At 64.3% G+C, this 14266-nt stretch carries 13 protein-coding genes; 6 read left to right on the top strand and 7 right to left on the bottom strand.

The window, feature by feature from the left end:
- Window positions 1–149 precede the first annotated feature (149 nt).
- Genes mreD through GTP55_RS26830 form a run of 6 tightly spaced genes read left to right on the top strand, consistent with a single transcriptional unit; the run spans window position 150 to window position 8068 of the window.
- A complete protein-coding gene (gene mreD, locus GTP55_RS26855; protein ID WP_110847477.1) occupies window positions 150–662 on the top strand; it encodes a rod shape-determining protein MreD in 513 nt (170 codons plus the stop codon).
- A 15-nt stretch (window positions 663–677) separates the two neighbouring features.
- The gene (gene mrdA, locus GTP55_RS26850; RefSeq protein ID WP_161047854.1) at window positions 678–2726 is read left to right on the top strand and encodes a penicillin-binding protein 2; all 2049 of its coding nucleotides are present in this window, start codon (window positions 678–680) and stop codon (window positions 2724–2726) included.
- A gap of 13 nt (window positions 2727–2739) precedes the next feature.
- Window positions 2740–3852, top strand: coding sequence for a rod shape-determining protein RodA (rodA, locus tag GTP55_RS26845; RefSeq protein WP_110847475.1), 1113 nt, complete (start codon window positions 2740–2742; stop codon window positions 3850–3852).
- A 37-nt stretch (window positions 3853–3889) separates the two neighbouring features.
- Window positions 3890–5002: a rod shape-determining protein RodA gene (gene rodA / locus GTP55_RS26840; protein ID WP_161047853.1), complete on the top strand. Its 1113-nt coding sequence runs from the start codon at window positions 3890–3892 to the stop codon at window positions 5000–5002.
- Window positions 4999–6918, top strand: coding sequence for a penicillin-binding protein 2 (mrdA, locus tag GTP55_RS26835; protein ID WP_161047852.1), 1920 nt, complete (start codon window positions 4999–5001; stop codon window positions 6916–6918). The genes rodA (GTP55_RS26840) and mrdA (GTP55_RS26835) overlap by 4 nt, the downstream gene beginning before the upstream one ends.
- Entirely contained in the window at window positions 6902–8068 is a 1167-nt protein-coding gene (locus tag GTP55_RS26830) for a septal ring lytic transglycosylase RlpA family protein (protein ID WP_161047851.1), read from the top strand. Before mrdA (GTP55_RS26835) ends, GTP55_RS26830 begins: the two co-directional genes overlap by 17 nt.
- A gap of 14 nt (window positions 8069–8082) precedes the next feature.
- Here GTP55_RS26830 and GTP55_RS26825 read toward each other — a convergent pair whose 3' ends face one another.
- From GTP55_RS26825 to argS, 7 genes are read right to left on the bottom strand one after another with little or no spacing between them, the layout of a single operon-like run.
- Entirely contained in the window at window positions 8083–8769 is a 687-nt protein-coding gene (locus GTP55_RS26825; protein ID WP_161047850.1) for an SPOR domain-containing protein, read from the bottom strand.
- 10 nt (window positions 8770–8779) lie between these two features.
- Entirely contained in the window at window positions 8780–9532 is a 753-nt protein-coding gene (locus tag GTP55_RS26820; protein ID WP_161047849.1) for a type III pantothenate kinase, read from the bottom strand.
- Window positions 9529–10332, bottom strand: coding sequence for a biotin--[acetyl-CoA-carboxylase] ligase (locus GTP55_RS26815; protein ID WP_161047848.1), 804 nt, complete (start codon window positions 10330–10332; stop codon window positions 9529–9531). The genes GTP55_RS26820 and GTP55_RS26815 overlap by 4 nt, the downstream gene beginning before the upstream one ends.
- Complete coding sequence (locus tag GTP55_RS26810; RefSeq protein WP_161047847.1) at window positions 10329–11114, bottom strand: SDR family oxidoreductase; 786 nt, start codon at window positions 11112–11114, stop codon at window positions 10329–10331. The genes GTP55_RS26815 and GTP55_RS26810 overlap by 4 nt, the downstream gene beginning before the upstream one ends.
- 2 nt (window positions 11115–11116) lie before the next feature.
- A complete protein-coding gene (locus tag GTP55_RS26805; RefSeq protein WP_161047846.1) occupies window positions 11117–11782 on the bottom strand; it encodes a thiol:disulfide interchange protein DsbA/DsbL in 666 nt (221 codons plus the stop codon).
- Between the two features lie 11 nt (window positions 11783–11793).
- Window positions 11794–12483 carry an SPOR domain-containing protein gene (locus GTP55_RS26800; RefSeq protein WP_161047845.1) on the bottom strand — a complete coding sequence of 230 codons (690 nt, stop codon included), beginning with the start codon at window positions 12481–12483 and terminating at the stop codon, window positions 11794–11796.
- A 21-nt stretch (window positions 12484–12504) separates the two neighbouring features.
- Window positions 12505–14214: an arginine--tRNA ligase gene (gene argS, locus GTP55_RS26795; RefSeq protein WP_161047844.1), complete on the bottom strand. Its 1710-nt coding sequence runs from the start codon at window positions 14212–14214 to the stop codon at window positions 12505–12507.
- Between the last annotated feature and the right edge of the window lie 52 nt (window positions 14215–14266).

Here is a 14266-nt window from a genome sequence, read left to right as displayed (position 1 = left end):
ACGGCGACCGCGCCTGCCGCTGCCGGAACGCGTCCTGCTGCCGGGACGCATTCTGCCGCGACGCCGACGACCGCCGTCGCGCCGACCGCGCCTGCTGCTGCGCGCACGACCGCGCCGGCCGCCGCTACCCAACCTAAGGAGCCGGCACGATGAATCGTCCGCACTATATTCTGCTGCCGGTCAGCCCGATATTCATCGCCTTCAGCCTGTTCTGCGCCTTCCTGCTGAACCTGCTGCCGTGGGGCCAGTTCGTCGGCGTGCCGGATTTCGTCGCGCTGCTGCTGGTATTCTGGGGCGTGCACCAGCCGCGCAAGGTCGGCATCGGCACCGCCTTCTTCCTCGGCCTGATGATGGACGTCCACGACTCCACGCTGCTGGGCGAAAACGCGCTGGCCTACACGCTGCTGTCCTACTTCGCCATCATGCTGCACCGCCGGGTGCTGTGGTTCCCGATCTGGACCCAGGCTATCCACGTGTTCCCGCTGCTGGTGATGGCGCAAACGGTGCAGCTGCTGGTGCGCTTTTGCGTGTCCGGCAAAACGCCGGGCTGGTTCTACTTCGTTGAAAGCATGATCGCCGTCGTCCTGTGGCCAGTGGTCACCTGGATGCTGCTGGCGCCACAGCGCCGCGCGGTCGACCGCGATCACACGCGCCCCATCTGACGCAGCGGTTCCGGCATGACTGAAATTAAGGACAACCAGCGCGAACTCCAGCAGTTCCGCCTGCGCCTGACGGTGCTGGGCGGGATGGTGTTCTTCTGCTTCGCGCTGCTGCTGCTGCGCTTTGTCTGGCTGCAGATCGTCAAATACAGCGACTTCGCCGTCAAGGCCGAAGAGAACCGCATCGCTATCGTCCCCATCGTGCCGAACCGGGGCCTGATTTTGGACCGCAACGGCGCGGTCCTGGCGCGCAACTACTCGGCCTTCACGCTGGAGATCACGCCGTCCAAGCTGAATGCCACGCTGGACGAAACCATCGACGAGCTGTCCAAACTGGTCAGCGTCGATATCAAGGACCGCAAGCGCTTCAAGAAACTGCTGGACGAATCCAAGGGCTTCGAGAGTGTGCCGCTGCGCACCCGCCTGACCGAAGAAGAAGTGGCGCGCTTCAGCGCCCAGCGCTTCCGCTTCCCCGGCGTGGAAGTGCAGGCGCGCCTGTTCCGCCAGTACCCGCTGGGCGAAACCGCCTCGCACGTGATCGGCTTCATTGGCCGCATCAACCAGTCGGAGGTCAAGGCCATCGAAGGCACCGACGACGGCCCTAACTACAAGGGCACCGACCATATCGGCAAGGAAGGCCTGGAAAAGAGCTACGAGAAGCAGCTGCACGGCCAGACCGGCTACGAGGAAGTGGAAGTGTCGGCCGGCGGCCGCGCCATCCGCACGCTGTCGCGCACTCCCGCCACCCCGGGTAATAACCTGATCCTGTCGATCGACATCGAACTGCAAAAAGTGGTGGAAGAAGCCTTTGGCGAATGGCGCGGCGCGTTCGTCGCCATCGAACCGGAGACCGGCGACATCCTGGCCTACGTTTCGCGCCCCGGCTATGACCCCAACCTGTTCGTCGACGGCATCGACGCGCAAAGCTGGAATGACCTGAATACTTCGCTCGACCGGCCGATGGTCAACCGGCCGCTGTCCGGCACCTATGCGCCAGGTTCCACCTTCAAGCCTTTCATGGCGCTGGCTGCGCTGGAACTGGGCAAGCGCAATCCGGCCACCGCGTATCCTGATCCGGGCTTCTTCTACCTCGGCGGCCACAAATTCCGCGACGATAAAGTCGGCGGCCACGGTAACGTTGACCTGCGCCGCTCGATCATCGTGTCCTGCAATACCTATTACTACCAGCTGGGTAACGACATGGGCATCGACGCCATCACCCAGTTCATGCAGCCGTTCGGTTTTGGCCAGAAGACCGGCATCGACCTCGATAACGAAAAGACCGGCGTGCTGCCGTCCAAGGAATGGAAGCGCAGCCGCTTCAAGGGCAATGCCGGACGCTGGGTCGGCGGCGACACCATCTCGGTGTCCAACGGTTCGGGCTACAACTCGTACACGCCGCTGCAGATCGCCCACGCCATGGCCAACCTGGCCAACGACGGCGTGGTGATGAAGCCGCACCTGGTCAAGATCGTGGAAGACGGCGCCACCCGCGCGCGCAAGCTCACGGTACCGAAGGAAAGCTACCGCATTCCGCTCAAGCAGGAAAACATCGACATCATCAAGAGCGCGATGGTGGGCGTGAACAGCGAAGCAGGCGGCACTGCGTTCCGCGCCTTCGCCAACGCCGGCTATACCTCGGGCGGCAAGACCGGTACCGCGCAGGTTGTCGGCATCAAGGCCAATGAGAAGTACAACAAGTCGGCGCTGGCCGAACGTCTGCGTGACAACGCGCTGTACACCGCGTTTGCGCCGGCCGACAAGCCGAAGATCGTGATCGCCATGGTGGTGGAAAATGCCGGCTGGGGCGCGGAAATCGCCGCGCCGATCGCCCGCAAGGCGCTCGACTTCTACCTGCTCGGCAAGCGCCCGACCGACAAGGAAACCACCAAGGTGCCGAAGGAAGACGCGGCCGAAATCGTGCCGATCGAAGATCCGGAGGCCGCCGAGGCCGCAGCCGCTGCGGCGGAATCGCGCCGCGAGCCAGCGCCGACTCCCGCGCCGCCGCCAACGCCAGCCGCCACGCCGGCGCCGCAGCCGCTGGCGCCGGCGCGCAAGAAACAATAAGGACCAGACCATCATGCGCATCCACGAGAGACGTTCGCTGTGGCGTCGAATGCGGCCATACTTCACCGTCTTCGACGGCCCGCTGACCATTATCATCATGATGCTGCTGACGGTCAGCCTGGTGACGCTGTATTCGGCCAGTATCGGCATCCCCGGCAAGATGGAAGACCAGGTGCGTAACATCTTCCTGTCGTTCTTCATCATGTGGGTGGTGGCGAATATCTCGCCGCAGATGATGATGCGGATCGCGGTGCCGGCCTACGCCATCGGCGTGTTCCTGCTGGTGTGCGTGGCGCTGTTCGGCACCATCAAACTGGGGGCGCGGCGCTGGCTGCATGTGGGCATCGACATCCAGCCGTCCGAATTCATGAAGATCGTCATGCCGCTGATGCTGGCGTGGTTCTTCCAGAGCCGCTCCGGCCACCTGACCTGGCAATCGTATGCGATTGCCGCGCTGCTGCTGGCGGTGCCGGTGGGCCTGATCGTGCGCCAGCCCGACCTGGGCACGGCGCTGCTGGTGGTGGCGGCCGGCTTCTGCGTGATCTTTTTGGCGGGCCTGGCGTGGAAGGCGCTGATCGGCCTGATCGTGGCCGGCGCGGCGGCGCTGCCGATTATCTGGTCGGTACTGCACGACTACCAGCGCGAGCGTGTCATGACGCTGATCGATCCCACCACCGACCCGCTGGGCAAGGGTTTCCACATCATCCAGTCCACCATTGCGGTGGGTTCGGGTGGAATCACCGGCAAGGGCTGGACCCACGGCACCCAGGCCCACCTGGAATTTATCCCGGAGCGCACCACCGACTTTATCTTCGCCGTCTACTCGGAGGAGTTTGGCCTGGTCGGTAACCTGATCCTGATGGTGCTGTACCTGCTGCTGATCGGCCGCGGCCTGATGATCGCCGGGAACGCGCCCAACTTCTTCACCCGCCTGCTGGCCGGCGCGATCACCATGATTTACTTCACCTACGCCTTTGTCAACATGGGCATGGTCAGCGGCATCCTGCCGGTGGTGGGCGTACCGCTGCCGTTCATGAGCTACGGCGGCACGGCGCTGCTGACGCTGGGCCTGGGCGGCGGCATCCTGATGAGCATACAGCGGCACCGCAAACTGGTGCAGACCTGATGAGCATACAGCGGCACCGCAAACTGGTGCAGACCTGATGGGCCTTGCGGGCGGACGTCCGTGGTGGCAGCGCCTGCGGCCCTATGTGATGGTGTTTGACGCGCCGCTGGCGTTGATCATCGTCGCGCTGCTGTCGGTTGGCCTGGTCACGCTGTACTCGGCCGGCATCGCGATTCCCGGCAAGGTGTGGGACCAGCTGCGCAATATCGCGGCGGCGGTGCTGGTGCTGTGGTTCGTGGCGAACATCCCGCCGCAGATGATGATGCGGCTGGCCGTGCCGGCCTATGTGATCGGCGTGGCGCTGCTGGTGGCGGTGGCGCTGTTTGGCGTCATCAAGGGCGGCTCGCGCCGCTGGCTGTATGTCGGCACGCAGATCCAGCCTTCCGAATTGATGAAGATCGCCATGCCGCTGATGCTGGCCTGGTTCTTCCAGCGCGAGCAGGGACATGTTAGCTGGCGCAGCTACATCATCGCTGCGGTGCTGCTGACGATACCGGCCGGCCTGATCGCGCGCCAGCCGGATCTGGGCACGGCGATGCTGGTGTCCATGGCCGGCGCCTGCGTGATCTTCCTCGGCGGCCTGTCGTGGAAAGCGCTGGGCGCCCTGTTCGCCGCCGGCGCCGCCTCGTTGCCGGTGCTGTGGACCTTCATGCACGACTACCAGCGCGACCGCGTGCTGACGCTGATCGATCCGTATCACGACCCGCTGGGCAAAGGTTTTCACATCATCCAGTCGATGATCGCCATCGGCTCCGGCGGCGTGACCGGCAAGGGCTGGACCCACGGTACCCAGGCGCACCTGGAATTCATCCCCGAACGCACCACCGACTTTATCTTCGCCGTATTTTCCGAAGAATTTGGACTGCTCGGCATCATGCTGCTGATGGTGCTGTACCTGCTGCTGATCTGGCGTGGCCTGAGCATCACGCTGAGCGCGCCGACGCTGTTCACCCGCCTGCTGGCCGGCGCCATCACGATGATTTACTTTACCTACGCCTTCGTCAACATGGGCATGGTGAGCGGCATCATCCCAGTGGTGGGCGTGCCGCTGCCGTTCATGAGTTATGGCGGCACTGCGCTGATGACGCTCGGTCTGGGCGGTGGCATCTTGATGAGCATCCAGCGCCATGCCCGAGAGGTCAGGGGATGACCGAATTCAAAGACACCGAAGTCGAGATGCGCGAATTCCGTCTGCGTGTGACGGCGCTGGGCGGACTGGTATTCCTGTGCTTCGTGCTATTGCTGGCGCGCTTCGTCTGGCTGCAGATCGTCAAGCACAATGATTTCGCCGTGAAGGCGGAAGAGAACCGTATTTCGCTGCTGCCGGTGGTGCCGAATCGCGGCCTGATTTTGGACCGCAACGGCGTAGTCCTGGCGCGCAATTACTCGGCCTACACGCTGGAGATCACGCCGTCCAAGCTGGAGGCGCCGCTGGATGACACCATCGCCGAGCTGTCCAAGCTGGTGACGGTGGAGGTCAAGGACCGCCGCCGCTTCAAGAAGCTGCTGGACGACTCCAAAGGTTTCGAGAGCGTGCCGCTGCGCACCCATCTCACCGACGACGAAGTAGCCCGCTTCAGCGCACAGCACTTCCGCTTTCCCGGCGTGGAAGTGCAGGCGCGCCTGTTCCGCCAGTATCCGCTGGGCGAAAGCGCCTCGCACGTCATCGGCTACATGGGCCGCGTAAGCCGCGCTGAAGCCGATGCGCTGGACGACAGCGACGATGCCGCCAACTATCGCGGCACCGATCATATCGGCAAGGAAGGTCTGGAGAAGAGCTACGAGAAGCTGCTGCATGGCCAGGCTGGTTTCGAGGAAGTGGAGAAGACTTCCGGCGGCCGCGCCGTGCGGACCTTGTCGCGCACACCGGCCAAGGCGGGCAGCAACCTGATACTGTCGATCGACATCGAGCTGCAAAAAATCGTGGAGGAAGCCTTTGGCGACCGGCGCGGCGCGCTGGTGGCGATTGAGCCGGAGACAGGCGACGTGCTGGCCTTCGTTTCGCGGCCCGGCTACGATCCCAACCTGTTCGTTGACGGCGTCGACACGCAAAGCTGGGACGAGCTGAATACCTCGGCGGACAAGCCGATGGTCAACCGGCCGCTGTCCGGCACCTACGCGCCGGGTTCCACCTTCAAGCCCTTCATGGCGCTGGCAGCGCTGGAACTGGGCAAGCGCACGCCGTCGCAGGTGACCTATGATCCCGGCTACTTCATGCTGGGCGGGCACCGCTTCAATGACGACGTGGCGGGCGGGCATGGCTCGGTCGACATGCGCAAGTCCATCATCGTCTCCTGCAATACCTACTACTATTCGCTCGGTCACGACATGGGTATCAACGCGATTCACGACTTCATGCAGCCGTTTGGCTTTGGCCAGCAGACCGGCATCGACCTCGATAACGAAAAGACCGGCGCGCTGCCGTCGCCGGAGTGGAAGGCCAGGCGCTTCAAAGGTGCGGCGGGACGCTGGGTGGGTGGTGATACTATCTCGGTCAGCAATGGTTCGGGCCTGAATGCCTACACGCCGTTACAGATCGCGCACGCTGTGGCCAATCTGGCAAACAACGGGGTGGTGATGAAGCCGCACCTGGTGAAGATCGTGGAAGACAGCACGACCCACGCGCGCAAGCTGACGGTGGCGCAGCAAAGCTATCGCATCCCGCTCAAGCAGGAGAACATCGACTTTATCAAGAACGCGATGGTGGGTGTGACCAGCGAGCCGGGTGGCACGGCGTACCGCGTGTTTGCCAACGCCGGTTACACGGTGGGCGGCAAGACCGGCACCGCGCAGGTCATCACGATTAAAAAAGGCGAGAAGTACAACGCCGCCAGACTGGCCGAACGCCTGCGCGACAATGCGCTGTTTACCGCTTTTGCGCCGGTGGACAAGCCGCGCATCGTGCTGGCCATGGTGGTGGAAAACGCGGGGCATGGTGGCGAAGCCGCCGCGCCAATCGCGCGCAAAGCGCTGGATTATTACCTGCTGGGCAAACGCCCGGCGGAGAAGGACAAGAGCAAAGTGGAAAAACAAGATACGGAGAACGGCGATGCGCCTGCAACGTAACCATCTCCTGCATCTGACGGCCATGACGTCGGCGCTGGTGCTGGTCGGCTGCGGCACGGCGCCGGTGGCGACCGAGCGCACACCACGCCCGGTGCAGTCGCAAGGCCCGGTGATCAAGGCGCCGTCCACCACCAAGCCCGACCCGACGCTGCCGGTGCTGCCGCCGGCGAATTCGGGACGCGGCGGCTACTATCAGGACGACGGTCCCGGTGAATCGCCGCCGCCCAATCTGATGGATACGCCGGATGCCGATGTCCGCAACGATCCGTTGCTGCCGCGTTCCAATCGTCCTTACGTCGTCTTTGGCAAGACCTATACGCCGATCACTGACGATCAGCCATACACGCAGGTGGGCATCGGCAGCTGGTACGGTAAAAAATTCCATGGCCAGCGCACCTCGTCCGGTGAGCTGTACGATATGTACAAGATGACGGCTGCGCATCCGACGTTGCCGATTCCGTCGTACGCGCGACTGACCAATATGGTCAGCGGCGCGGCGGTGATTGTGCGAATTAACGATCGTGGGCCGTTCCATGCCAGCCGCGCCATCGACGTATCGTACACGGCGGCGCTGAAACTGGGCTTGCTGGGCAAGGGCAGTCATGAGCTGAAAATCGAGCGCATCCTGCCGGAAGAAATCGACCGCATACTGGCCACGCGGGAAGGCTTGGGCGGCAGCACCAAGCCGCGCCTGACGCCAACGGCCAAGACGTCGCTGCCATCTGCGCAGCAACCGTCCGCGCCGGTGGCGCCGACGCCGGTCGTCACCGCCAAGATGGTCGATACGCCGCTGGTGCTGACGCCGTCCGCGCCGGGCGGCTCGCCGGTGCCGGTGAGCGCGGCGCCGAAAGACATCGAGTCGCTGATGCTGGCCGAGCGTGCGCCGAATGCCGATGCGACGCCAGGTACGTCAAATACACCAGCGGTGGCGGGCGGTTTCTACTTGCAGCTGGGCGCTTACTCGCGTGCGGAAAATGCTGAAGTCATACGCGGCAAGCTGTCCGGAAAATTGAGTGGACTGGACGTGGTGCAGAGTGGATCGGTGTATCGCCTGTACGGCGGTCCGTTCGCGACGCGCCAGGAAGCGCTGCAGGCGGCGCAAGGGCTGCCGCCGTCACTGGGCATCAAGCCTATCGTGGTTCAGCGATAACCCGCAGCACTGATCTATTTGCAGCTGTGGACTTCCGCGTTCGGGAAGCCGGCGCGGATTTTTTCCAGTTTGGCTTTCAGGTCCGCATCCACGTCGCGGAACTGGAAGGCCAGCAGCTTGCTGCCGCTCATGCGGGGCGCCACGCGGGCGGTGCGCACGCCTTGCTTCATCAGCGCAGCCAGCTGGTTCTGCGCCGCGTTATCGGTCTTGAACACGCCCAGCGAAATCCCCCAGCGCAGCGGCGAATTGTCGGAGATGATGAAGTAGTTCGTCACGCCTAGTGCGCGCAGTTCGCCGGCTTTCTTGTCGGCGCCTTCCTTGCTGCCCTGCGATGGAATATAAACGATATAGCTCGATATTTCGGTGCCCGGCAAGTTGTGGCGCGACTGGCGGTCGCCAAGATCCAGCGCGGCGAGTTGGGTTTCGAAACGGCGCGCGTCGGCCAGCACGAAGCTGGCGATTTCCACGCAAGCCTGCACTGGCGGCGGCACCGGTTTGGCGTCGTTCAGCGCGGCGGCGGTGCTGGCGGCGGCCTTGTTGGCCTGGTCGGCCGAGATGATGGCCAGCTTGCTGGCGTTGAGCTGATTGAGCAGGCGCTCCGGTTCATGCTCGTTGCCGCTGAAGTGGCCCAGATAGCCGCGTCCATACGCAAACAGCGCTGCGTTCACGGCAAGCAGGGACCAGAAAATAAACTTCAGCACAGGACGTTCCTTATTCAGCGCTGCCGGTGGTGGCATGCAAGCCAATCAGCACAATGTTTTCGACGATACGGTACGGTACTTTCAGCATTGGCGCAATGTAGGGCGCCGCGCCGCCGGAGATGATGCACTCCGCTGCCTGATGCGCAGCGCAGGCATGTTCGATGGCGCCGCTCTGCGCGGCCAGGATGCCGCTCAGGATGGCGTCGTCGGTATTGTCGGCGAATCCCTCCGGCAGCTTACCGTCTTGTGCAATCTGCGGCAACTGCGCGGTGTTGCGCGCCAGCGCGCTGGCCATCAGACCCAGGCCCGGCAGGATCATCCCGCCCAGGAACACCCCGTCCGCCGTGACGGCGTCGATGGTGGTGGCGGTGCCGCAGTTGACCACGATGACCGGCACGCCCGGCGCCAGGCGGTGGCCGGCAATGGCGGCGGCGAAACGGTCGCAGCCCAGTTGCGCCGGATTGCGGTAGCCGTTGGTGATGCCGGCCAGCGCCGGCAGCGATTCAAACCATTCCGGCTGCACGTCCGGCAGGCAGCGTTGCAGCACATATTCCACCTGCACGCGCAGGGCGTTGCCGGCGACGTTGGCGATCAGGATGCGGCTGACGCCATAGGTGGCGGCGGCTTCGCACCACGCCAGCTCCAGCAGCGGCATGTCGGCATGGGTGGCGGCGCCGTGGGTGATCCACGCGCCCAGTTCTGCGCCGGCATCGGCCAGTGCCCATTTGACGCGGGTGTTGCCGGCGTCGATCAATAACATCATGGTTGTACTCCGCTTAGTTGAGTTCCGATCAAGCGCAGCGAGACATCGCCGGACAGGATTTCTACGCGGCCGGCATCGGTGTCCAGCAGCAGGCGGCCGATGTCGTCGACGCCGGCGGCGCGGCCTTGTTGCAGCACGGCGCCGTTGTCCAGCAGGACCACCTCCTTGCCCTGCCACGCGTGCAGCGCGTTCCAGCGGTCGACGAAGGGAGCAAATCCGGTGTCGTCGAATTCCGCCAGCACGGCGGCCAGGCGGCTTAGCAGGGCGGACATCAACTGGTTGCGGTCCATCTGCGCCAGCCATGGCGCGCTGGCCACTTCGCGGCCGATCTGCGCTTCCAGTTCGTCCGGCATCAGCAGGTTGATGCCACAGCCGATGACGGCCCAGATGGCGTCATCGGTCTTCTGCGTTTCGACCAGGATGCCGGCCAGCTTGGCGCCGTCGCGCAGCAGGTCGTTAGGCCATTTGATTTGTACCTGCACGCCGAGCGAGGCGATGGTTTCGGCCAGCGCCACGCCGACTGCCATCGGCAGGCCGGACATCTTGTGCAATGGCCCTTTGAACGGCCAGGCCAGCGAAAACATCAGCGCGGCGCCGGGTTTGGACAGCCACGAACGGCCGGCGCGGCCACGGCCTGCGGTCTGGTTTTCGGCGATGCGCAGCAGCGGGCCTGGTAGCGTATCGATACGCGCCAGCAGGTCGGCGTTGGTGGAGCCGGTTTCGGCCACCACTTCGATCGCCACGTGGGTGGCGGAGGTGGCGCAATGCGCGCTGATGGCGGCGGCGGACAAATTGTTCATGATGTTTTGCGGGGTTTGTGCGGCGCCTTGCTGAAGGCCCAGTCGTAGACCGCGTTCGGCAGCATGCGCAGCACTTTGGCGACCACGCTCATCTGCCACGGGATCACGGCGTAGCTGTCGCCGGCGGCGATGACCTGCGCAGCGCGCGCGGCGAATTTTTCTGGCGCCATCAGGAACGGCATCGGATACGGATTCACCTGCGTCATCGGCGTGTCGATGTAGCCGGGGCAGAGGGTGACCACGCGGATGCCGTGCGGTTTCATCTCCAGCCGCAGCGATTCGCAGTAGCTGATGACGGCGGCCTTGGAGGCGCTGTACGCTTCGGCGCCGGGCAGGCCGCGTATGCCGGCCACGCTGCCGATGCCCACCAGCCGGCCAGGCCTGCCTTGTGCACCTTGTGCGCGCATGGCGGCGATGAACGGCGCGAAGGTGGCGGCGGTGGCCACCACGTTGGTGGCGATGATGTCGGCGAAGACTGCGATGTCCTCTGCATATTCGGTCAGCGTGCCGACCGAGATGCCGGCGTTGGCGATCACCACGTCGACGCCGCCGGCGTGCGTGAGGAAGGCCTGTGCGGCGTCGTTAATGGCGGCGTGGTCGCGCACATCCACCGCGTAGGCGCGGTGGCGTTCTGCATGGGGGAGGGAGGCGATCAAGGCGGCGAGGCTGTCGCCACGCCGGGCCAGCAGGCCCAGGGTGGCGCCTTGCGCTGCGTACTGGCGGGCCAGCGCGGCACCAAGGCCGCTGGACGCGCCGGTGATGAAGACGCGCAAAGGCGTCATGCTTACTTCTTCTCTGCTTTGGCTTTGGCGACCAGCACGTCCAGCACTTGCGTTGCGGCCTGGTTCAGCTGTTCTTCGCTGTTGGCGTTGGCGTCGGCCATCGACGGCGCGGTGATGTATTTGCCGTCCACCACCAGATAGGGCCAGAACTCGACGTTGTAGGCGTCCATCATCGACAGCGCCTTGCGCAGGTGGCCGGCCACGCCGAAGCCGCGGTAGGTGTCGATGAACTTCTGCTTGTCCACGCCCTGTTTGGCGACGAAGTCGAAGACCTGCTCATCGCGGTTCAGGCGATTGTGGTTGACGTGGATTTCGTTGAAGGCCTTGGTGTGCAGTTCCGGCGTCAGCACGCCCATGGCTTGCAGCGTGTAGAACATTTTTTCCTGCGGCTGGTCGCTGCCCTGGCGGCCGATGTGGACGCGTTTGAAGACGATGTTATCACCCTGTTTTTTTACCCAGGCATTGAGCGGGGCGTCAAAGCCGGCGCAGTGCGGGCAGGCGTAGTCGAAGAATTCGATGACTTCGACTTTCTTGCCGGTGTCCACCGGCTGCGGCGTGGGCAGCACTTTGTATTCGGCGCCGAGTTTCGGATCGGTGGGCGAAGCGGCGGCGGTGAACGCCACGGCGCTCAGGGTGACTGCGGTCAGGACGAACTTCAGGAATCGCATTGTTACTCCTCTTATTTCTGGTTACGCACAACGGCGACATCGACGCCGCTTTCGGACAGCTTGCTACGTGCCTTGTTCATCGCTTCGACCTGGTTGTAAGGGCCGATGCGCACGCGGTGCAGCACGCCGGTGTCGGTGGAACGGTCCGAGATATTGGCTTCAAAACCCAGCAGGGCCAGTTTGGCGCGGGTGTTTTCGGCGTCGGCTACTTCGCGGAAGGCGCCGGCTTGCAGGTAGTAGATGAATTTGTCGTCACCGCCAGTGTCGGCTGCTGCGGCAGCGGCTTTGGCGGCCGGCTGCGGCGTGACGTTGGCGGCGTTGGGCGCGGCCGGTTTGGCCGGCGTGCCCTGGATCTTGTCGACCACCGCCTGCAGCTGGTCGGCCGCATGCGGCGCCGGCGCGGCTGGCGCCGGCGCCTGGGCAGGCGCTGCCGGCTGCTGATCCTTGGCCAGGTCCTTGGCCGCTTCGCGCGCCGCGTCCTTGTTGCCGTACATAGGCTTGTTAGGATCTGCGACTTGTCCCGCAGTCGGTTCCGTTGCTTTGCTTGGATGGCCTTTGTCCGTGAACGGCGTCGAGCCCTTGGTGATCATGAGCGCCACCACCACCGCGATACTCAGGCCGATGACCAGGCCAATGACGATGCCGATGAAGGTGTTGCCCTGCTGTTGCAAACGTGGCGTGAAGCCGGAACGGAAATTCATTGTGCGGGATGTCCTTCGCAATTACATTTTATTGGGAGCCGAGACGCCGATCAGCGCCAGGCCGTTGCGCAGCACCTGGCGGGTAGCGACCATCAGCGCGATACGCGCCGCCTTGAGCGCTTCGTCGTCGACCAGCACGCGCTCGGCGAAGTAGAAGCTGTGCAGGTTGGCGGCCAGGTCGCGCAGGTAGAACGCGATCTGGTGCGGGCCCAGTTCCGCCTGCGCGCGCGCCAGCGTTTCCGGATACGCGGCCAGCGTCGCCAGCAGCGTCGCTTCGGTCGGCGCGGTCAGCGGCGACAGGTCGACGTTGGCCAGCTCGGCTTCGCTGCCGGTCCACTGTTCCAGCATGCGGCAGATGCGCGCGTGGGCGTACTGCACGTAGTAGACCGGATTCTCGTCCGAAGTCTTCAGCGCGACGTCGACGTCGAACACGAATTCGGTGTCGGCTTTGCGCGAAATCAGGAAGAAGCGCACGGCGTCGCGGCCCTTGGTGATGTCGCCGCCGCCCGACCATTCGATCAGGTCGCGCACGGTGACGTAGGAGCCGGCGCGCTTGGAGATCTTGACCTCTTCGCCGCCCTTCATCACGGTGACCATCTTGTGCAGCACGTAGTCCGGGAAGCCTTGCGGGATGCCCAGGTTGACTGCCTGCAGGCCGGCGCGCACGCGGGCGATGGTGCCGTGGTGGTCGGAACCCTGGACGTTGATGGCCTGGTTAAAGCCGCGCTGGAACTTGACGATGTGGTAGGCCACGTCCGGCACGAAGTAGGTGTAGGTGCCGTCCTTCTTGCGCATCACGCGGTTCTTGTCGTCGCCGTAGTCTTCGGTGCGCAGCCACAGCGCGCCGTCTTCTTCGTAGGTCTTGCCGGAGTTGTTGAGCATCTCGACGGCGGCGTCCACTTTGCCGTCGGCGTACAGCGACGATTCCAGGTAGTAGTTGTCGAACTTGACGCCGAAGGCTTGCAGGTCGATGTCCTGCTCATTGCGCAGGTAGGTCACGGCGAAGGCGCGGATCGATTCGATGTCGTCGATGTCGCCCGAGGCGGTGGCTGGCGAGCCGTCGGAGGCCGAGACGGTTTTCTTGAGCAGGAAGTCGGCGGCGATGTCGGCGATGTAGTCGCCGTTGTAAGCCGATTCCGGCCAGGCGGCGTCGCCCGGCTTGTGGCCGCGCAGGCGCGCCTGCACCGAGTTGGCCAGGGTCTGGATCTGCACGCCGGCGTCGTTGTAGTAGAACTCGCGGGTGACATCGTAGCCTTGCGAGACGAACAGCGACGACAGCGCGTCGCCCAGCGCCGCCTGGCGGCCGTGGCCCACGTGCAGCGGGCCGGTCGGGTTGGCGGAGACGAATTCGATGATGACTTTTTTGCCGCTGCCGGCCTGGGCGGCGCCAAACTGCTCACCTTGCGCCAGCACGGTCTTGACCACGGCCTGCTTGGCGGCGGCGCTGACGCGCAGGTTGATGAAGCCGGGGCCGGCGATGTCGGCGCTGTCGATCAGGCCCTGGCGGGCCGGATCGGCCAGCAGCGCGTCGACCAGTTTGGTGGCCAGCTCGCGCGGGTTCATTTTCAGCTGCTTGGCCAGTTGCATGGCGATGTTGCAGGCGACGTCGCCGTGCGACGGATCGCGCGGACGCTCCAGCACGACATTCGCGGTGACGTCGGTGCCGGCCAGGATCGGGGCGAGGGCGGCCTGGAACAGGGCCGTGATATCTTGTTTTTGTTGGGCTAGCATGCGCTTAAGAATTCATCAGATAGTGGAAACGGCGGGCGCAGCGGCGCCGGCC

Origin of the sequence: Duganella margarita (genome assembly GCF_009857535.1) — a bacterium.
Taxonomy (GTDB): domain Bacteria; phylum Pseudomonadota; class Gammaproteobacteria; order Burkholderiales; family Burkholderiaceae_D; genus Rugamonas; species Rugamonas margarita.
Note: the sequence above shows the minus strand (reverse complement) of the source record. Positions and strands in the feature narration are given on the sequence as shown.